18 protein-coding genes are annotated in these 19958 nt (G+C 71.9%); 10 read left to right on the top strand and 8 right to left on the bottom strand.

The window, feature by feature from the left end:
- Positions 1-102 precede the first annotated feature (102 nt).
- A complete protein-coding gene (locus tag E5N76_RS08740) occupies positions 103-1083 on the top strand; it encodes a hypothetical protein (RefSeq protein WP_149536910.1) in 981 nt (326 codons plus the stop codon).
- A 255-nt stretch (positions 1084-1338) separates the two neighbouring features.
- A complete protein-coding gene (locus tag E5N76_RS08735; protein WP_149536909.1) occupies positions 1339-1911 on the top strand; it encodes a tetratricopeptide repeat protein in 573 nt (190 codons plus the stop codon).
- Between the two features lie 215 nt (positions 1912-2126).
- On the opposite strand, the gene E5N76_RS08730 is transcribed toward E5N76_RS08735, so the two are convergent.
- A complete protein-coding gene (locus E5N76_RS08730; RefSeq protein WP_149536908.1) occupies positions 2127-3167 on the bottom strand; it encodes a phytanoyl-CoA dioxygenase family protein in 1041 nt (346 codons plus the stop codon).
- An 81-nt stretch (positions 3168-3248) separates the two neighbouring features.
- On the opposite strand from E5N76_RS08730, the gene ada reads away from it, so the two are divergent.
- Together ada and E5N76_RS08720 are read left to right on the top strand one after the other, a co-directional pair.
- On the top strand, positions 3249-4325 hold the full coding sequence (gene ada, locus E5N76_RS08725; protein WP_149536907.1) for a bifunctional DNA-binding transcriptional regulator/O6-methylguanine-DNA methyltransferase Ada: 1077 nt from the start codon (positions 3249-3251) through the stop codon (positions 4323-4325).
- Positions 4326-4411: 86 nt separating this feature from the next.
- Entirely contained in the window at positions 4412-4990 is a 579-nt protein-coding gene (locus E5N76_RS08720) for a YIP1 family protein (protein WP_149536906.1), read from the top strand.
- Positions 4991-5112: 122 nt separating this feature from the next.
- Here the strand turns inward: E5N76_RS08720 and pyk are convergent, their stop codons facing one another.
- Complete coding sequence (gene pyk / locus E5N76_RS08715; protein WP_235907642.1) at positions 5113-6546, bottom strand: pyruvate kinase; 1434 nt, start codon at positions 6544-6546, stop codon at positions 5113-5115.
- Positions 6547-7271: 725 nt separating this feature from the next.
- On the opposite strand from pyk, the gene E5N76_RS08710 reads away from it, so the two are divergent.
- The 5 genes from E5N76_RS08710 to pgmG all read left to right on the top strand — a co-directional run bounded on the left by E5N76_RS08710 (position 7272) and on the right by pgmG (position 13232).
- The gene (locus tag E5N76_RS08710) at positions 7272-8255 is read left to right on the top strand and encodes a Bug family tripartite tricarboxylate transporter substrate binding protein (protein WP_149536904.1); all 984 of its coding nucleotides are present in this window, start codon (positions 7272-7274) and stop codon (positions 8253-8255) included.
- Positions 8256-8496: 241 nt separating this feature from the next.
- Entirely contained in the window at positions 8497-8772 is a 276-nt protein-coding gene (locus E5N76_RS08705) for a hypothetical protein (protein ID WP_149536903.1), read from the top strand.
- A gap of 563 nt (positions 8773-9335) precedes the next feature.
- On the top strand, positions 9336-10208 hold the full coding sequence (gene galU, locus E5N76_RS08700) for a UTP--glucose-1-phosphate uridylyltransferase GalU (RefSeq protein ID WP_149536902.1): 873 nt from the start codon (positions 9336-9338) through the stop codon (positions 10206-10208).
- Between the two features lie 268 nt (positions 10209-10476).
- Entirely contained in the window at positions 10477-11793 is a 1317-nt protein-coding gene (locus E5N76_RS08695) for a UDP-glucose dehydrogenase family protein (protein ID WP_149536901.1), read from the top strand.
- Positions 11794-11816: 23 nt separating this feature from the next.
- Entirely contained in the window at positions 11817-13232 is a 1416-nt protein-coding gene (gene pgmG / locus E5N76_RS08690; protein WP_149536900.1) for a phosphoglucomutase/phosphomannomutase PgmG, read from the top strand.
- Between the two features lie 99 nt (positions 13233-13331).
- On the opposite strand, the gene E5N76_RS30990 is transcribed toward pgmG, so the two are convergent.
- The 6 genes from E5N76_RS30990 to E5N76_RS08660 all read right to left on the bottom strand — a co-directional run bounded on the left by E5N76_RS30990 (position 13332) and on the right by E5N76_RS08660 (position 18719).
- Positions 13332-13901 (bottom strand): TetR family transcriptional regulator, encoded by a 570-nt coding sequence (locus E5N76_RS30990; protein ID WP_149536899.1) that lies wholly within the window; start codon positions 13899-13901, stop codon positions 13332-13334.
- A 353-nt stretch (positions 13902-14254) separates the two neighbouring features.
- Positions 14255-14905, bottom strand: a complete 651-nt coding sequence (cofC, locus tag E5N76_RS08680; RefSeq protein WP_149536898.1) for a 2-phospho-L-lactate guanylyltransferase — start codon at positions 14903-14905, stop codon at positions 14255-14257.
- The gene (gene cofD / locus E5N76_RS08675) at positions 14902-15897 is read right to left on the bottom strand and encodes a 2-phospho-L-lactate transferase (RefSeq protein WP_149536897.1); all 996 of its coding nucleotides are present in this window, start codon (positions 15895-15897) and stop codon (positions 14902-14904) included. Before cofD ends, cofC begins: the two co-directional genes overlap by 4 nt.
- Complete coding sequence (gene cofE, locus E5N76_RS08670) at positions 15894-16679, bottom strand: coenzyme F420-0:L-glutamate ligase (RefSeq protein ID WP_235907633.1); 786 nt, start codon at positions 16677-16679, stop codon at positions 15894-15896. The genes cofD and cofE overlap by 4 nt, the downstream gene beginning before the upstream one ends.
- 77 nt (positions 16680-16756) lie before the next feature.
- Positions 16757-17761: a glucose-6-phosphate dehydrogenase (coenzyme-F420) gene (fgd, locus tag E5N76_RS08665; RefSeq protein ID WP_149536896.1), complete on the bottom strand. Its 1005-nt coding sequence runs from the start codon at positions 17759-17761 to the stop codon at positions 16757-16759.
- Positions 17762-17804: 43 nt separating this feature from the next.
- A complete protein-coding gene (locus E5N76_RS08660; protein ID WP_207791918.1) occupies positions 17805-18719 on the bottom strand; it encodes a TIGR03620 family F420-dependent LLM class oxidoreductase in 915 nt (304 codons plus the stop codon).
- Positions 18720-18878: 159 nt separating this feature from the next.
- Here E5N76_RS08660 and E5N76_RS08655 point away from each other — a divergent pair, with 159 nt between their 5' ends.
- Positions 18879-19958 carry an LLM class flavin-dependent oxidoreductase gene (locus E5N76_RS08655; RefSeq protein ID WP_149536895.1) on the top strand — a complete coding sequence of 360 codons (1080 nt, stop codon included), beginning with the start codon at positions 18879-18881 and terminating at the stop codon, positions 19956-19958.

Genomic DNA, 19958 nt, shown 5'->3' with positions numbered 1-19958 from the left:
CGCTCACGCGGCCGGGGCGCCACCGGGGCCTCGGCCACCGGCGCCGCAGAAATGCGCCTTCGCAGGCGCGGAATCAAGCGCATTCGGCAGGATGGCGCCAGGATGGCTTGCAATCCTCGGTGGAGAGCGCAGAGCTATACCGAGATCGTCATGAACTACCGCCCCGACCTCGTCGTCTACACCGTGCTGCTGGGCAGCTACGAACCGCTGAAGGAGCAGCCGGCCCGCGCCGGCTCCATGGCGCGGTTCGTCTGCTACACGGATAGCCTGGGCCTCCGCAGCGAGAGCTGGGAGATCCGCCCGGTCACCCCGCTGCTGGCGCAGGACCCGGTGCGCAGCCAGCGTTGGCTGAAGCTGGCGCCGGAGACGCTGCCGGAGGTCGCGGCCGCCGCCGCCTCCCTCTACATCGACAACAGCGTGAGGCTGCGTGCCCCGCCCGAGGCGCTGCTGGCGGAGATGCCGCAGGGCGCCGCCCTGGCGCTGGCGCCGCACAGCTACCGCCGCAGCCTGGCCGAGGAATTCCAGGCCGTGCTAGCCGAAGGGCTGGACGAGCCGGGCCGGGTGCTGGAGCAGTATCTGCACCTGGCGGCGGAAGCGCCGGCTTTGCTGCAGGCGCGGCCCTGGTGGTCCGGCCTGATGCTGCGGCGGCACGGCGCCCCGGGGCTGGATGCCGCCATGGCCGCCTGGCGCGCCCTGGTGTTGCGCTATTCGCGGCGGGACCAGCTTTCCGGCAACCTCGCCTTCCATCGGGCGGGGCTGGGCGTGGCGCCGCTCGCCCTGGATAACTTCGCCTCCCCCTTCCATAGCTGGCCGCATACCGAGGGGCGGCAGGTGGCGCGCCGCCAGGCGGACGGCCCGCTGGGCGCCGCCTCGCCGCTTCTCGCCGGGCTGTGGGACGGCATGCTGGCCAGCGCCATGGTGCCGGCGGAGCTGGCACGGCTGCGGCAGCGCGTGGTGGAGCTGGAGGCGGAGATGTACGGCATGCGCCGCAGCCGGTCCTGGCAGGTGACCGCGCCGCTGCGGATGGCGGGACGGCTGCTGCGACGGCCGGCGCCGGTGCTACGGCCGGCGGCGGGGGATTGATCCGGAGGAAGCCCGGGACCCCGCCCATGGAAGATCGGGGCTCTGCCGCTGGCGCCCGGTGCGAGTCGGCCGGTTGAACCGGCAGACTCAGACCGGGGTCCGGGGGGGGGTGGTCCACCCCCCGGCGGGCGTGCAGAGGGCAGCGCCCTCTGCTGGGGGCATGGGGGCGAACCCCCATAATCCGCGCCCATGGGCGCCCCCCCAACCCGCACGCAACCCTTGCCAATCAAGCCACTCCGGGCCGAGTGTGGCGGCATGCGCCGGCTGTTTGCCCTTCCGCTCCTCCTCCTGCCGCTTGCCGCCCTCGCCCAGGGCGCCCCCCCGGCCCCGCGCGGGGCCGAGGCCCGCAAGGCCGAACTCGACCGCGCCTTCGAGGCGTTGCACGGCGCCCCGGACGAGGCCGGCGCCGCACTGGTGGAAACCCGCATCCGCCAGCTCTGGGCCCAGGCCGCTTCCCCCGCCGTCACCCTGCTGCTGCGCCGCGGCGCCCGGAATATCGAGGCGCAATTGCCCGAGGAGGCGCTGGAGGATTTCGACGCCGCCATCACCCTCTCCCCGGAATTCGCCGAGGCCTGGCACCTGCGCGCCCAGGCCTATCTGCGCGCCGGGGACATCCCGGCCGCGGTGCGCGACCTGCGGGAGGTGCTGCGGCTGGAGCCGCGGCACTGGGCGGCGCTGCTGACCCTCTCGGCAGCGCAGGACGCCGCGGGGGATGCGGCGGGCGCACTGCGCAGCCTGCAGGCGGCGCTGGAGATCAGCCCGAAGACGCCCGGCGGCGCCGACAAGCTGCGGGAATTGCGGCGGAAGGCGGAGGGCGAGGCCCTGTGACCCCTCCGGTGCGGGATGCATCGGACGCAACCCAGCCATCCGGCAAAATGAATCGCCGGTAAGGTTTCCCGCATTATCCTGGGTAAGGCTTGTTGCGTCCCCGCCCGCCGGAAGGATTCCCCGTGCCGGAACTGCTCGAGATGCTGCCCTGGGCCTTCGGCCTCGTCGCCGCGGCGGCGGCCATTACCCGGATGCGCTGAGCGGGCCGGGGCGGGTCAGGGCGCCAGCCGCCGCCCCTCCTTCCAGCCATAGGAAAGCCAGTGGCCGGCGGCATCCACGCCGGCCGCCGCCACATCCGGGTTGGCGGCCAGGTATTTCTGCGGGTCGAAGCCGGCGGGCAGCGCCTTCGCCGGGGGGCGGACGGCGGCGATGAAGGCTTCGGGTATTTCCCGCCCCAGATAGCGGTGCGGCACCACCTCGCCGGTCCGCAGATCCCGCACCTGGCGGAACGCCACATGGCCGAGCGCCGGGTCGCTGTCCATCGGCGTGACATAGGCGCAATCCTCGAAGAAATAATGCGTCACCTGCGACCAGCGGGTGCGCCCCCGGTCGGCCTGGGGCAGGCCGCCATGCAGCAGATTCGCCGCCCAGATCAGCGCCTGGCCGCGGCGCGGGGTGAACAGCGCCGGGCGCAGCCCATGCGCCTCGATCAGCGCCGCCCACAGCGCCTCATAGATCGTCTGGTTGGCGGCCCCCGGCGCCGCCGCGGCGCAATTCCCCACATGCTCGTTCACATAGAGCGGCAGGCGGTGGCTGCCGGGGTAATAGACCAGCGGCCCGGCATCCGGGTGGATATCCTCCAGCGCCACCCAGACGCCGCACATGAAGCGCTCCGGCAGGCTGCTGAAATGCACGCTGTCGGTATGCACCGCCTGCTGGCTGCCCACCGGGAAATTCAGCGTCTGGAAGGGGAAGGCCGGCCGGCCGTAGAGCGTGCCGAGCAGCGCCAGCAGCCTGGCGTTGCAGGCGATCTCCCGCACCGCCGGGCAATGCTGCCAGGCCTGTTCCGCCCGCAGCCCGCCGGTCCGGCCGGCCTGGAAATTCGCCAGGGGGAAGCCGGGGCCGAGGGCGGCGATGACGCTTTCCGCCAGCCGGTCGAAATCCGGATCGGGGAAGTCGAGCACGGCGAAGCCCTGCTCGGCCAGGTCCCGGGCGATGCGGCGGGTCTCGGCATCGGCGCCGGCGGCGTCCAGCAATTGTGGCAGGAAGGGGGATTCCACCGCCGGCACGCCCGGCAGCGGGTTGGCGAAGGACATGCGGCGGGCCTCCGGGCGGCCATCTGATGCCAGGGCAATGGGCGGATGGCCCTGGGCGCGGCCTCGCCCCATCTTGAGCGCATGCCCGATACCCAGTCCATCCCCGACCCCGAGGCCGCGCGCTGGGACGCCGTCCTGGCCCGCGACCCCAGCCCGGCCTGCGGCCCCTTCCTCTATGCGGTGACGACGCAGGGGGTGTTCTGCCGGCCCGGCTGCCCCTCCCGCCCGCCGCTGCGGCGCAACACCCGCTTCTTCGCCGATGCCGCCGCCGCCGAGGCCGCGGGCTTCCGCGCCTGCAGGCGCTGCGACCCGAAGGGGGAGCGGGCGGCGCTGCACGCCGCCGCCATCCGCGCCGCCTGCGACCTGATCGAGGCGAGCGAGAGCCTGCCGGGCCTCGCCGCCCTGGCCGACCGCGCCGGCTATGCGCGGCACCATTTCCTCCGGCTGTTCAAGGAGATCACCGGCGTGACCCCGCATTCCTACGGCCAATCCGTGAAGGCCCGCCGCCTGCAGGCGGCGCTTGCCGCCGGCGACCGGGTCGCCGAAGCCGTCGCCGGCGCCGGCTATGGCAGCGAAAGCCGCGTCTATGGCGCCCCCGGCCAGGTGCTGGGCATGACCCCTGGCGCCGCCCGCCGCGGCGGGGCGGGGGAGGTGATCTGCACCGCCACGGCGATGAGCGCCCTCGGGCCCCTGATGGTCGGCGCCACGGAGCGCGGCATCTGCTTCATCGGCTTTGCCGAGGGCTTCGAGGCGCTGGAAGGCGATCTCCGCCAGCGCTTCCCGGAGGCGCGGGTGGAGCCGGCGCCCGAGGCCCTGGCCGAAGCGGTGCGCGAGGTGGTCGCCTTCCTCGAGGAACCCAAGGCCGCGCTCGCCCTGCCGCTGGATCTGCGCGGCACCGCCTTCCAGCGCCGGGTGTGGGAGGCGCTGCAGGCCATCCCCTTCGGCGAGACCCGGACCTATTCGGACGTGGCGCAGTCCATCGGCGCGCCGCGGGCGGTGCGGGCGGTGGCGCGGGCCTGCGCCCAGAACCATGTCTCCCTGGCCGTGCCCTGCCACCGCGTCATCGGCCGGGATGGCGACCTGACCGGCTATCGCTGGGGCGTGCCGCGCAAGCGGGCGCTGCTGGCGAAGGAAAGGGCGGGCGCCGGCAAGGGCTGAGCGCCCGGGCACCGAAAGGTTACGAAAGATTGCAAGACCGGCCCGGCTTGCGCAGATTGCCCCAGCCAGCAGGGAGTCGGGGCCGGATGGACATCGTCGCACGCGCCAAGGGGCTGATCATGCGCCCGGCGGAGGAATGGGCGGCGATCGCCGCGGAGCCGGCGGACACCAAGAGCCTGTTCCTGAACTACGCGGTGCCGCTGGCGGCGATCCCGGCGGTGGCGGGCTTCATCGGCTCCCTGCTCTTCGCCCGGATGCTGGGCGGGATGATGGCCGGGATGGGGGTGCATGTCGGCCCCTTCGCCCTGCTGCTGAACGCCGTCGCGGGCTATATGCTCGGCCTGGCCGGCGTCTGGGTCTGGGGCAAGATCATCGAGGCGGTGGCGCCGCGCTTCGGCGGGCGCGGGGATGAGATTTCCGCCATGAAGCTGGCGGTCTACAGCCCGACGGCGCTGTGGCTGGCCGGCATCTTCACCCTGCTGCCGCCGCTCGCCGTGCTCGGGCTGCTCGGCCTCTACAGCCTCTACATCTTCTGGAAGGGCGTGCCGGTGGTGCTGGGCGTGCCGGAGGAGAAGCGGCTGGTCTTCACCCTGGCGGTCATCGTCATCGGCTTCGTCGTCAACCTGGTGGCGGGGATGTTCGCGGGGCTGTTCCTGCGGTTCTGAGGCCGGCCGCTGCGCCGACCCGCCGCGCCGACCCGGGGGCGCCTTGCCTCCGGCCCCGGCCAGGGTCCTCAGGTCCTGGTCCCGCAGGCCAGAGTCCGGCACCCTACGGCCGAACCCGCCGGCTATTTCACCGCCGCCACCCGGAGGGAATTGGTGGTGCCCGGCGTGCCGAAGGGCACGCCCGCCGTCACCACGATCTCCTGCCCCTGGGTGGCGAAGCCTTCCTGCTGCGCGGCGCGGAGCGCGCGGGTCACCATCTCCGACATGGAGTGGATCTCGCTGACCACCAGCGAATGCACTCCCCAGACCACCGCCAGGCGCCGCGCCGTGGCTTCCGAGGGCGTCAGGCCGAGGATCGGGCAGTCCGGCCGGTCCCGCGCCACGCGGAAGGTGGTGCTGCCGGTGGAGGTGAAGGTGGCGATCACCTGCGCCCGGATGGTGTGCGCCACCTGCACGGAAGCCGCCGAGATGGCGCCGGCGCTGGTCGCCTCCGGCGCCGGCCGCTCGGCATCCGTCAGGGCGCGCCAGCCCGGATCCTGCTCCACCCGCGCCACGATGCGGTCCATCATGTTCACCGCCTCATAGGGGTACTGCCCCGCCGCGGTCTCGGCGGAGAGCATCACCGCATCGGCGCCGTCGAAGACGGCGGTGGCGACGTCCGAGGCCTCCGCCCGGGTCGGCGCCGGGGCGGCGATCATGCTCTCCAGCATCTGGGTGGCGACCACCACCGGCTTGCCCAAGGCGCGGGCGGCGCGGACGATGCGCTTCTGGATCAGCGGCACCTCCTCCGGCGGCAGCTCCACGCCGAGATCGCCGCGCGCCACCATGACGCAATCGGTCAGCGCCAGGATGGCGTCGAGATTCTCGACCGCCTGGGGCTTCTCCATCTTCACCATGATGAGGGCGCGGCCGCCGGCGATCGCCTTGGCCTCCGCCACATCCTCCGGCCGCTGGACGAAGGAGAGGCCGACATATTCGATCCCCTGGTCGAGGACGAAGGCGAGGTCCTCCCGGTCCTTCTGCGTCAGGGCCGGGATGGGCAGCGCCACGTCCGGGACGTTGACGCCCTTGCGGTCGGAGAGCGGGCCGCCGACCAGCACCTCCGTCTCCAGATGGTTCTCCCGCACATGGGTGACGCGCAGCCGCAGCTTGCCGTCATCCAGCAGCAGGGTGGTGCCGATCTTGGCGGCTTGGATGATCTCCGGATGCGGGAGCTGGACGCGGCGGACATCGCCCGGCGTCGGGGAGAGGTCGAGGCGGAAGGCCTGGCCGGGCTGGAGCTGCACCCGGCCGGCCTGGAAGCGGCCGACCCGCAGCTTCGGCCCCTGGACATCGGCGAGGATGCCGATGGGCCGGCCGACCTTCGCTTCCACCGCGCGGATGATGGCGATGCGCTCGGCATGGTCGGCATGGGTGCCGTGGGAGAAATTCAGCCGGAAGACATCGGCGCCGGCGCGGTGCAGCCGCTCGATCATCTCGGCGCTGCTGCTGCTGGGGCCGAGGGTGGCGATGATCTTGGTGCGCCGCCGGCGACGCAGGGAGATGCGGGAGGGCATGCGGGGCAGTCCTTGCGGCGGCGGGTGGAGGTCCGGGCGGAGCTGGTGCGGCGCCAGGTCCAGCAGCCGGGCGAGTTCCGCAACGCGCTCGGCGGGCACGCGCTGCCATTGCGAGACGGCGGCGGGGGAGATGCCGAGGCCGCTGGCGATGCGGGTGACCATGCCGCGGCGGGCGAGGAGTTCTTCCAGGGTCGGGTCGCGCATGGCCGTAACTTACTAAAGTTAAGCTCACGGCGTCTTGCTTAAATTTATCGGACGCCACGGTTTTCACGCCGCTGCAACCCGGCTGGAGGCCTCCCGCCGCTGGCGGAGGAGGTCAGGTGGGGTCGGCCGGGCCTCTGCCAGCGGGCAGTGCCCCTGTCTCGCCGGAGCACCCGGCCCTGGCCGGTTGCGCCCGGTCCAGGCAGGCCGTCCTGCGCCCTGGCACCATGCGTGCGCCCACCTGGCGTCCGCGCCTGCCGATGCTGCCGGCATCGGCGGCGCCCGCGTCCTGCCCGCGCCACCGGCACCGGCGGCGTCCGCGTCCGGTCAGGACCCACCCCCTGCCAGGGCTTTCTCGGGGCAGACGTTGCGCCGGTCGGCCAGGTCTGCGCCAGACGCCGCCCGACTGACCAATAAGCCGGCAATTCCGGGCCGGGACGGGCATTCCGGCCGTTGTAATCCGTTTCGCCACGGCAGCCCGCCCGGCATCATGCGGTGCCGCCCGCCGCATCCGGGGAGCCCGCATGCCGACCCTGACCCGCCGTGCCGCCTTGGTCGCCCCTTTGGTCGCCCTGCCCTGGGCCATGCCCCTCCCCCGTCCCAGCCTGGCCCAGCCCGCCTGGCCCAGCCGGCCGATCCGCATCCTGGTCGCCTGGCCGGCCGGGGGCAGCACGGATTCCGTCATGCGGCTGCTGGCCGCGCCGATGCAGGCGGTGCTGGGCCAGCCGGTGGTCATCGAGAACCGGGCCGGCGCCACCGGCAGCATCGGCGCCGCCGCCGCCGCACAGGCCGCGCCGGATGGCTATACCGTGCTGGGCGATGCCAGCTCCCAGGCCGCCAACCCCTCGCTGCTGAAGGGCCTCGCCTTCGACTACGCCACCGCCTTCGCCCCGGTGACGCAGCTTTGCGTGGCGCCGGCCCTGCTGCTGGTGCGGGCGGAGGACGGGCCGCCCGACCTGGCGGCGCTGCTGGCGCGGATGCGCCAAGGGGGCGGCACCTATTCCTCCTCCGGCATCGGCGCCGCGGTGCACCTGGCGATGGCGGCGCTGCTGCGCCAGGCGGGGGTGGCGGCGACGCATGTGCCCTATCGCGGCAGCCCGCAGCAGGTGCAGGCGGTGCTGGCCGGCGAGGTGCTGACCACCTTCTGCACCGTCCCTGCCGCCGCCGGGCTGGTGCGGGATGGCCGGCTGCGGGCGCTGGCCGTCTCCTCCGCCCGGCGCCTGCCCGCCTTCCCCGAGGTGCCGACCGTGGCCGAGCAGGGCTTCCCCGGCTACGCCGTCACCGAATGGCTGGCGCTGTTCGTGCCCGCCGGGACGCCGGCGCCGGTCATCGACAAGCTGGCCGAAGCGGCCAAGGCCGGGCTGGCCGAGCCAGCGGTGCAGGCGCGGCTGGAATTGCTGGGCATGGCGGCGGCGGCGGCGGGCCCGGCGGCGCTCGGCGCCTTCGTCGCGGAGCAGCGGGTGAAGCTGGCGGAGGTGATCCGGGCGGAGGGCATCCGGCTGGAGTGAGCCCGCCGCCCGGGAACGGGAGCGCCGGCCCCTACGCCATGCCCATAGGCCATGAGAGGCACGCCGGGTCCGCGGGTGGACCTGCGCTCCCGCGGCCTCCGGACAGGGGCCAGGACGTTGCCGCCAAGGGCCAGCGCCGGGCTTCCCCACCGGGCAGGGCACCGGCCATTCGCCCCCTTGCCCTGCCACCCGGCCGCCCGCCGCGCGTTGCCTGCCGACACCTCGAAGGGAGGCGCCTCGCATGCGTCAGACCATCCTCGCCCAGGGCCCGGACCGCCGGGTGATCGAGACCGATGATTACGGCACCAGCCTGCTGGCCCCCGACGGCGCGCTGGTGGAACGGCACGGCACGGACCACCATGCCGAGGCGCTGGCCCGCCTCCGCGCCGAAGGCTGGCAGGTGACCTCCGACCGCTTCCTCCGCCCGAAGATCGCCGCCCCGTCCGATGGCGGCACCCCCGGCCTGGCCGATGCCCCCGGCCCGGCTGGCACGGTCACCGACGGCCATTCCGGCTAGCGTCGCGATTCCGCAGTCCTGCGGGCTTCGTTCTCGGGCCACCAGCTTTTGGTTTCAGCGGCCTGCTTGTCCGCTGCCTTCGCTGGACATCCAGCGAACTTCGCGGGCAGGGCACTGAGGCATTTTTAATTTCGGCGGAATCGCCGGACGACCCGGAAAATTTGCGACAGACCGAAAAGCCAGGACGGGCTCACCGGGCACAGGCGAGGTGAAACAAGTCCAGGCTCCTGCGCCCGGAGCGGACAAGCAGGCCACTGAAAACAAAGGCCAGTGGCCTGAGAACGAGGTCCACGGGCCTCCCGACTCAGGCCGCCGGCGCCCTCTTCGGCCGCGGGATTCACGCTCCCGCGGCGAGGCCGCCACCGGCGATCGGGCTCCAAGGTGAGCGGCTTACCCGAAATTTGACGTTTTTCCGGGCTGGATAGCGCTTATTGGTTGGTCGCGGCGGCCGTGGCGCCGGGCAGCTTGTCCCGGGCTGCGGCTGCGTGGCACTTCTGCCCCGCATCCACCGCCCGGGGGCTGCCCGCCGACCAGGGTCGGCCACCAGAACGAGGAGGTTTTGCTTGCCCATCAAGCCGCTCAAGAAGGCTGTCCTCCCCGTCGCCGGTCTCGGCACCCGCTTCCTGCCCGCCACCAAGGCGATGGCCAAGGAGATGCTGCCGGTCGTCGACCGCCCCCTGATCCAGTACGCGATCGACGAGGCCCGCGCCGCCGGCATCGAGCAATTCTGCCTCATCACCGGCCGCGGCAAGACCGCGATCGTCGAGCATTTCGACGTCGCCTACGAGCTGGAACGGACGCTCGCCGAACGCGGCAAGACCGACATCCTGGAGGAGCTGCGCAGCCTCTCCATCGAGCCTGGCGCCATGATGACGGTGCGCCAGCAGGTGCCGATGGGGCTCGGCCACGCCATCTGGTGCGCCCGCGCCTTCGTTGGCGACGACCCCTTCGCCATCCTGCTGCCGGATGACCTGATGCAGTGCGACCCGCCCTGCATGGCCCAGCTCGCCGAGGCCTATCAGGAGACCGGCGGCAATGTCGTCGCCATCGAGGAAGTGCCGCGGGAGCGGGTGAACCGCTACGGCGTGCTGGACGTGGCGGAGGACAAGGGACGGCTGGTCTCGGTGAAGGGGCTGGTGGAGAAGCCGCCGGTGGACAAGGCGCCCTCCAACCTCACCATCATCGGCCGCTACGTGCTGATGCCGGAGGTGATCGGCTACCTCTCCAAGATGGAGCGCGGCGCCGGCGGCGAGGTGCAGCTCACCGACGGCATGGCCAAGCTGATCGGCACCCAGCCCTTCCACGGGCTGCGCTATACCGGCCGCCGCTTCGATTGCGGCGACAAGGCCGGCTTCCTGGAAGCGCAGATCGCCTTCGCCCTCGGCCGGCCGGACATGGCGCCGGCGGTGCGGGAATTCCTGAAGCGCTACGCCTAGTGGCCCGAGAACGAAGTCCGCAGGACTTCGGCATCGGGATATTAGCCGGCGGCGGCGCCATGCAGCGGCCCCGGGCAGGGGGGATCCGCGGAAAAGGCCGGGCGCCGCGGCCCGGCCCAGGCCCGCGCCGGCGGTCCGGGGCGGCAGCGCGCCGGGCCTTCGTTCCAGGGCCGCCTGCCGCTATTCTCCCTGGCCTGCCGGTTCCTTTCGTCCCTGGGCAAAGCCCGGGGGCGTCAGGCGGCAGGCCACTAGGCTGAGGACAGGGTTTATGCGCATTGCCATGGTCGGGGCCGGTTACGTCGGCCTGGTCTCCGGCGCCTGCTTTGCCGAATTCGGCACCGATGTCTGCATCGTGGACACCGATGCCGGCAAGATCGAGGCGCTGCGCGCCGGTCGGATCCCGATCTATGAGCCGGGACTCGACAAGCTGGTGGAGGAGAATGCGCGGGATGGCCGCCTCTCCTTCACCACCGAGCTGGCGGAGGCGGTGCGTGGCGCCGATGCCGTCTTCCTCGCCGTCGGCACGCCGACCAGGCGCGGCGACGGCCATGCCGACCTCACCTATGTCTATGCCGCGGCGGAGCAGGTGGCGAAGGCCGCTTCCGGCCCGCTGGTGCTGGTGACGAAATCCACCGTGCCGGTCGGCACCGGGCAGGAGGTGCTGCAGATCGTCCGCCGGGCGCGGCCGGACCTCGCCATCAGCGTCGCCTCCAACCCGGAATTCCTGCGGGAAGGCAGCGCCATCGGCGATTTCATGCGGCCGGACCGGGTGGTGATCGGGGTGGAGGACGGGCCGTCCGGCGAGCGCGCCGCCGCCGTGCTGCGCCGGCTCTACCGGCCGCTGAACCTCATCGAGGTGCCGATCCTGGCGACGCGGCTGGAGACCGCGGAGCTGATCAAATACGCCGCCAACGCCTTCCTGGCGACCAAGATCACCTTCATCAACGAGATCGCCAATCTCTGCGAGAAGGTCGGCGCCGATGTGCATGACGTGGCCCGCGGCATGGGACTCGATGGCCGGATCGGCCGGAAATTCCTGCATGCCGGGCCGGGTTATGGCGGCTCCTGCTTCCCGAAGGACACGCTGGCGCTGGCCCGCACCGCGCAGGATTACGGCGCGCCGGTGCGGCTGGTGGAGACCACCATCGCGGTGAACGAGGCACGCAAGGGCGAGATGGCGGAGCGCGTCGTCGCCGCCTGCGGCGGCGCGGTGGCCGGCAAGACCATCGCCGTGCTCGGCCTGACCTTCAAGCCGGAGACGGACGACATGCGGGATGCGCCCTCCCTCGTCGTCGTCCCGCGGCTGCTGGAAGCGGGCGCCGTGATCCGCGCCTTCGACCCGCAGCCGGCCCATGCCCGGCAGTTGCTGCCGGGCGCCGTCGCCTTCTGCGCCTCCGCCCTGGATGCGGCGAAGGGTGCCGATGCGCTGGTGCTGCTGACCGAATGGAACGAGTTCCGCGCCCTCTCGCCGGAGAAGCTGAAGGCGGCGATGGCGGGGGACGTGCTGCTGGACCTGCGCAATGTCTATGACCCGGAGGCGATGCGCGCCGCCGGCTTCCGCTACCAATCGATCGGGCGTCCCTGAGGGCGCCGCCGGGGAGACACAGAATGACCGTCTTCAGCCATCGCTTCGACCCGACGGTGCTGCGCGAATACGATATCCGCGGCATCATCGGCGAGACCTTGCGGCCGGAGGATGCCTTCGCCATCGGCCGCTGCTTCGGCACGCTTGTGGCGCGCGCCGGCGGCAGCAAGGTGGCCGTCGGCTATGATGGCCGGCTGTCCTCCCCGGATCTGGAGCCGCAGCTCGTCGCCGGGCTGCGCGCCTGCGGGCTGCAGGTGCTGCGCGTCGGGCTGGTGGCGACGCCGATGCTCTACTTCGCCGCCTATCAGCTCGGCACCGATGGCGCCGTCATGGTGACCGGCAGCCACAACCCGCCCAACTACAACGGCTTCAAGATGATGCTGGGGAAGAAGCCGTTCTACGGCAAGCAGATCCAGGAGATCGGCCGCATGGCGGCGGAGGGCGACGTGGTGCCCGTCGCCACCGAGGGCAGCGACGAGAAGGTGTCGATCCTCGACGATTACGTGGCGCGGGTGCTGCGCGATTACGATGGCGGCGACCGCCGCCTGAAGGTGGTGTGGGATCCGGGCAACGGCTCCGGCTCCGAGGTGACGAAGGCGCTGGCCGGCAAGCTGCCGGGCGAGCACACCGTCATCTTCGGCGATGTGGACGGGACCTTCCCGAACCATCATCCGGACCCGACGGTGGCGAAAAACCTGGAAGCGCTGATCGCCGAGGTGGCGAAGCAGGGCGCCGATCTCGGCATTGCCTTCGACGGCGATGCCGACCGCATCGGCGTGGTGGATAATGAGGGGCATATCCTGTTCGGCGACCAGCTTCTGGTGGTGCTGGCGCGGGACGTGCTGAAATCCAAGCCGGGCGGCACCATCATCGCCGACGTCAAGGCGAGCCAGGTGCTGTTCGACGAGGTGGCGAAGGCGGGCGGCCAGCCGCTGATGTGGAAGACCGGGCATTCGCTGATCAAGGCGAAGATGGCGGAGACCGGCTCGCCGCTGGCCGGCGAGATGTCCGGGCACATCTTCTTCGCCGACAAATGGTATGGCTTCGACGACGCGCCCTATTCCGCCGTGCGGCTGCTGGGCATCGTCGCACGGCTGCCGACCTCGCTGGCGGCGGTGCGGGCGGCGCTGCCGCAGGTGATCAACACGCCGGAGCTGCGCTTCAACTGCGAGGAAAGCCGGAAATTCGCGGTGGTGCAGGAGGTGAAGGAGCGCCTCGCCGCGGCCGGGGCCAAGGTGCAGGACGTGGACGGCGTGCGGGTGCTGACGGAGGATGGCTGGTGGCTGCTGCGCGCCTCCAACACCCAGGCGGTGCTGGTGGCGCGGTGCGAAGCCAGCAGCGAGGCGGGGCTGGAACGGCTGAAGGCGCAGCTTGCGGAGCAGATCCAGGCTTCGGGGCTGGCGGTGCCGGATTTCTCGGGGGCCAACGCCGGGCATTGAGGCAGGCTCCGCCTCCCTCAAACTCCCTCCGCAAAGGGCCGAAGGGTCCTTTGAACCCTGGAGTTTTGCCCGAGAGGGGGCAGAGCCCCCTCTCGGCACCTATTCCGGCAACCTGACAGCCTTCGCCACCTGCTCCGCCCGGTCCAGCGCCCGGTCCAGCGCCGCCATGGTGGCGCCCAGATCGGTGCTGGCATCCTTCTCCCAGGCCCGCATCGTCGCCAGCCACACCGCCGTCAGCCCCTTGGCCCGCGCCAGCCCCGGCAGCCCGGCCGTGCTGATCCCCGCCGCTTCTAGCATCCAGGCCATGGAGCGCGGCAGCGCCGTCAGCAGGAACAGCCCCAGCAGCGGATCCCGCCGCACATCCCGCAGCAGCCGCAGCACGCCCTCCCGGTGGGGCTGCATGGCGTCGATTCGGCGCATGATGACGTCGAAGAGGCGGTCCCGCGCGCTGCTGGTCGGGTCCGCCACCGTCCCTTCCAGCACAAGCTGGTCCACCACCCGCCCGTGCAGGCATAGCAGCGCCAGCGGCCCCGGGCAGCGGCGCCGGATCTCCGCCGGCGCCACGCCGCTGGCCTCGGCGATGCGGCGCATCGTCACCCCGTGCCAGCCATGGGCCGCCACCACCTGCCACAGGCCAGTGACCAGCTTGGTATCGGTCTCGTCGCTCATGCCCGGAAGTGTGGGGTCGCCGGCGCCCGGCGTGAAGCCCCGCCGGGCGCTGTTTCGGCACCCTGGCGTTCCCGTCCTCCGGCGCGCGCGCGCCGGCCCCCTACCGGCCCGACCGTACCAGGCTGATAGGAGCCCAGCCATTCCTGCGCCGACCCCCTATCGGCCCGACCGTGCCGGCCGATCCCCAGCCATTCCTGCGTCGGCGATTCACGGCCCGAGCCGTGCCCATCTCCGGTGCGCAGGCTCATGCCAACGGGGCCGATTCGCTGGCCGGCACCAGGCTTGCAGGCCGCGGCGGAGAACGCCCTGCCTGAGTCAGCGATCAAGGCCGTGGGTATCAGGCCGATCGCGCGCTATTCCACCAGCCCTTCCGCCCGCAGCCAGGCCAGGCTCCGCGTTCCCGCCGCTTCGGGCAGGCGGGCCAGCGCGTCCAGGTCCGCCGGGTTGTCGATATCCATGGCGATCCCCGGCAGGGGGACGATCCGCGGCTCGATCCCCTTCGCCCGGGCCGCGGCGAGGTGGGGGGTGTAGCTGTCCTCCCCGAAGCGCAGCGGCACGGCCAGAGGCGGCGTCAGGATGATGGCGTTCGATCCTTGCAGATCATGCGCCGGGGCGATGGTGAAGGCGGGCGCTTCGCCATGCGCGGCCAGCAGCGCCTCGACCTCCGCGGCGGTGATGGCGGGGATGTCGCCCGGCAGGGTCAGCATCCCCTGCCCTTCCGCCGCCAGGATGCGGGCGGCGGCGGTGACGCTGCCGGTATGCCCGTCCCGCGCGCCCTCGGTGATCACCCTTGCGCCGATTCGCCGCGCCTGCTCCGTCGCCCAGGGGTCCAGCGTGACCAGGGCGATGCCGGCCAGGCCCCTGGCGGCGGCGAGGGCCGCCAGCACCTCCCCGATCATCAGCCGCATCAGCGCCTGACGCTGCGCGGAGGACAGGCGGGGGGAGAGGCGCTGCTTCGCCCCCTCCAACTCCTTCACCGGCAGCACGGCCCAGATGCTGCTCATGCGCGGCAGGCCTCGGCGGCCGCCAGCACCGCCTGGGCCAGGGCGATCTTGTCCGGCAGGCCGCGCATCAGCGTGGGCGCGCGGAACACCCGGGCGGCGATGCCGGTGGCGTCATCCGCCGGTTCCATGACGTAGCCGGTCAGCAGCTCGCCATAGCGCCGCGCGACGCCAGCGGCAGAGACCGCCTCGCCCAATTCGGAGAGCATCTTCGCCGTCGGCCCCTTCACCGCCTGCCCGCCGATGATGGGGGAGACGGCGATGACCGGCGCGCCGCAGTCCCGGATGGCGTCGCGCAGCCCCGGCACCGCCAGGATCGGCTCGATGCTGATGAGCGGGTTGGAGGGGCAGATCACCACGGCGCGCACCGTGCCGCTGGCCAGCAGCGCCATGGCCTCCGGCTGCGGCGCGGCGTCCCTGGCGCCACGGAATTGCACCGCGCGGATGGCGGGCCGCGCCTGCTGGCCGACGAACCAATCCTGGAAATCCACCCAGCCCTGGATGGTCAGCACCCGCGTCCGCACCGGATCGTCGCTCATCGGCAGGATGCGCGGGCGGGCGCCGAGGCGGCGGCAGAACTCCGCGGTGATGGCGGAGAGCGTCTCGCCGCCGCGCAGCCGCCGCGTGCGCTCCACATGCGTAGCCAGGTCGCGGTCGCCGAGGCGGAACCAGGTGGCGCCGCCCAGCGCGCCCACCGCCTCCATGAAGGCCCAGCTCTCGTCGCGGCGGCCCCAGCCGGTCTCCGGGTTGTCGAGCCCCGCCAGGGTGTACATCAGCGTGTCGAGATCGGGGGAGATGGCGAGGCCGAGATGCTCGAAATCATCGCCGGTATTGGCGAGGATGGTGAGCTGCTCCGGCGGCAGGACATGGGAGAGGCCGAGCGCCAGCTTGGCGCCGCCAATGCCGCCGGACAGTGCAAGCACCGTGCCGCCTGACGGCGGCCGCGGCCGGTTCACGCTCTGGGCCTTCGGCCCTCCGCGATCGGACGCGATCATCGGAACAGGTCTTCGCTCGCAGGACGGACGAGGGTGGCGGCAGGGTTGGGCGGCGCCGTCCATTCCAGCCCGCGGAGCAGCACCACCGGCTGCGCCTCCGCCCCCTGCCCCATCAGCAGGCCGGCGGCGGCGGCGATCTCGTCGGCGAAGCCGGTCAGGCTGACATGCAGGGTGCGGCCGAACATATCCGGCTGGCCGCGCAGATCGACCAGCGAAGGCAGGCCGGCGGCGCCGATCGCCACCCCCACCGTGCCGCGCCGCCAGGCCCGGCCGAAGCTGTCGCTGATGACGACGGGCAGGCCGAGCGCGGCGCTGAGCGAAGCCGCGGAACCGTCGGGGTCCACCGGCAGCAGCAGCGCCTGCGGCTCCTGCTCCGGTCCTACGACGTTCGACTGGTCCAGCCCGCCATTCGCCATGACGAAGCCGAGCCTGTGCTCGACGATGATGAGGTTGGGGCGGGAGCGGACGACGCGTACCGCATCGCGCAGGATCAGCTCGACCAGCCGGGGGTCCTTCCCCGTCTCCGCCGCCAGGGCGATGGCGGCAGCGGAGGGCGACACCTCCGCCAGCCGCACCGCGCGGCCCTCCGCCTTGCTGACGATCTTCTGCGCGACGACCAGCACATCGCCCGGCTGCACCGCCAGCCCGGCGCGGGCGAGGCCGGCCGCGATCAGCGCCGCGAGATCGTCGCCGGCCTGGATTGGCGGCAGGCCGGGCAGGGCGTGGAGGGCGAGCTGGCGCATGGTCAGGCCGTCATCATCGCCGGGGCGTGCCTGCGTCAAGGCCGGGCCCGCCCACCCGACTCATCGGGCGGATGCCCCGGCCAGCGCCGGGCGGGGGGAGGCCGCCATCGGCCACGCTAGCCGAAGCGCCGGCGCAGCAGCGGCGCCACCTGCTCGCCGAACAGCTTGAGGAAGCGCCCCTGATCCGGGCCGGGCGCGTGGAAGACCAGGTGGTTGAAGCCCAGCCCCACATAATAGCCGATGCGCTCCACCATCTCCTCCGGATCGGCGGAGACGATCCAGCGGCTGGCGGCGCGTTCCAGCGGCAGGGAATCCGCCAGCTTCTCCATCTCCACCGGGTCCTCGACCGACATCTTCTCCTCGGGCGAGAGGGCCAGCGCCGCCCAGTGGCGGGTATCCTCCAGCGCGCGCTGCTTCTCGGTGTCGAAGCTGACCTTCACCTCGATCATCCGGTCATAGTCCGGCTTCGGGGTGCCCGCGGCGTCCAGCCCCGCGGCGACATTGGGCAGCAGCGTCTCGGTATAGAGCTCCGGCTTCTTGCCGCTGGTGCAGACGAAGCCATCGCCCTGCCGGCCGGCATATTTCGCCACCAGCGCGCCGGCCGCCGCGACGTAGATCGGCAGCGGCGCGGCCGGCCGGTCATAGATCGTCGCCTTCTCGGTCCTGTAGTACTGGCCCTCGAAGCTCACCCGCTCCTCGGTCCAGAGCTTGCGCATCAGGGTGACGGCCTCGCGCATCCGGGCGAAGCGTTCCTTGAATTCCGGCCAGGGGGCGCCGGTGGAGGGCACCTCGTTCAGCCCCTCCCCGGTGCCGATGCCGAGGATGACGCGGCCGGGGAACATGGCGCCCAATGTCCCGAAGGCCTGGGCGACGATGGAGGGGTGGTAGCGGAAGGTCGGCGTCAGCACCGAGGTGCCCATCACCAGCTTCGTCGTGCGCGCGCCCAGCGCCCCCAGCCAGACCAGGGAATTCGGCGCATGCCCATCCGTATGCTTCCAGGGCTGGAAATGGTCCGAGATGAAGCAGGACTCGAAACCGGCGGCTTCCGCCTGCACGGCGAAATCCAGCAGCGTGCCGGGCGCGAATTGTTCGGCCGAGGCCTTGTAGCCGAGCTTGAGCATGGCGGGCTCCTTGCCGCGTTGCGGGGGGAAATCTAGCGCGGCGTCAGGTATCCGCCAGGGCCGCCAGCGCGGCCTGCCGCCCGGCATGGTCGCCTTCCGCCACCACCGGCTGGATCGCCACATGGGTGGCGCCGGCGGCGAAATGGGCGCGGAGGCCTGCCTTCACCGTCTCGGCATCGCCGGACAGCACCATGGCGTCGATGAAGCGGTCATTGCCGCCATTGGCCAGATCGGCCTCGGTGAAGCCCAGGCGCAGCCAATTGTTCACGTAATTCGGCAAGGTCATGTAGCGCGCCAGCTCGGCCCTCCCGAGGGCGCGGGCCTTCGCCTTGTCCGTCTCCAGGCAGATTTTCTGCTCCACCGCCAGGATCTTGCCCGGGCCGAGGATCTTCGCCGCCAGGGCGGTATGCTCCGGGGTCACGTTGTAGGGCACGGCACCCTGGGTGCGGGCGGCGGCCAGCTCCAGCATCTTCGGCCCCAGCGCGGCGAGGACCACCGGCAGCTTCTCCTCCCCCGCCTTGTCCATGCCGTCCAGATAGGCGCGCATGGCGGGGATGGGCTTGTCGTAGCGATGGCCGCGCAGCCCCTCCACCATCGGGATGTGGCTGACGCCGAGGCCGAGGATGAAGCGCCCGCCATGCAGCGCGTTCAGCGTGGCGGCGCCCCGCTGCGCGGTGAAGGCATCCCGCGCATAGATATTGGCGATGGAGCTGCCGACCATGAGCTTCGTGGAATTCGCCAGCAGGAAGCTGCCGAGGGCCATGGATTCATAGCCGCGGGATTCCGGATACCAGAAGGCGGAATAGCCCAGCCCCTCGATGGTCTGCAGCAGGGATTTCAGCCCCACCGCGTCCAGCCTGTCGGTCGAGGTCCAGACCCCGAGGCGCCCCAGCGCCTGACCTGCCGACGCCTGACCTGCCAACCCCTGGCCTGGTTGTGCCATGCCCTGCTGTGCCATGACTGTCTCTCCCATCCCAAGCCGTCGGCATGTCGGCATGCCGGGCGATTCCCGCAAGAAGCGCCGCGCCATGCCCCCCGGGGCGTTGACTCGCCGCGGGACCGGCCGCAGCCTGCCCGCAACCAGTGTCGCCAACAACATTCCCCTGGGAGGGCCGTCATGGCAAATCCGCAACGGCAGGCCGCCCCGCGCCTGCGCTATGCCTACCAGATCGGCGCGGTGGGCGAGGCGGGGAGCAGCGACCGCGCCCTGTACCGCGAAGCCATCGCCGACGCCGTGCTGCTGCAGGAGCAGGGCTATGACGCGGCCTGGATGGTGGAGCACCATTTCAGCGACTACTACCCGCAGCCCAACCCGCTGCTGTTCCTGTCGCATATCGCTGCCGCCTGCCCCGGGCTCGGCCTCGGCACCGCGGTGATGGTGCTGCCCTGGTACGAACCGCGGCGCTTCGCCGAGGACCTGGCGATGCTGCAGAGCCTGACCGAGGGCGAGCTGCATATCGGCATGGGCCGCGGCACGGCGAAATCCGAATACGACGCCTTCGGCATCCCGATGGCGACCGCCCGCGACCGCTTCCGCGACTGCTGGGAGATGCTGCGGGGGGCGATGGCAACCGGCGAGCTGGGCGAGGGCATCACCCTGCGGCCGCGCTTCGACCGCCGGCCGAATTTCTACGGCGCCATCGGCAGCCTGGAGAGCGCCGGCATCATGGCGGGGCTCGGCCTGCCGCCGCTCTGCCTCTCCTCCTTCCCCGACCATCTGCTGAAGCGCATCCTCGACACCTGGAAGGCGAAGACCGCCGAGGCGGGCGGCGATGCCGACGCCACCTTCCCCATCTCCATCAAATGCTTCGTGGCGGAGACCGACGAGGCAGCGCGGGAGCAGGCGCTGCGGCACCTGCCGGAATTCTTCGCCCTGCAGGTGCGGCACTACCAATCCGACGACGCGCCCTGGGGCGACATCCCGGGCTACCAGCAATTCAACAAGATGTTCGCCAATCTGCGCTCGCTGTCGGATCCGGCCAATCTCGGCCCCTACCTGGCGATGAACCTGGTCGGCTCGGCGGAGACCGTCACGCGGCGGCTGCGGCAGATCGCGGCGCTGGGCTTCAACTACTTCCTCATCAGCAACGCCACCTATGGCGTGCCGCGCGCCGTGCGGCACGAGACCATCCGCCGCTTCGCGGGGGAGGTGATTCCGCGTATGTCGGAGCCGGCACCGGCGGAGGCGGCGGAGTAG

Source organism: Siccirubricoccus phaeus, from assembly GCF_008360935.1.
Classification (GTDB): Bacteria; Pseudomonadota; Alphaproteobacteria; order Acetobacterales; family Acetobacteraceae; genus Siccirubricoccus; species Siccirubricoccus phaeus.
The sequence above is the reverse complement of the archived record's forward strand: the minus strand, read 5'-3'. Positions and strand labels throughout refer to the sequence as shown.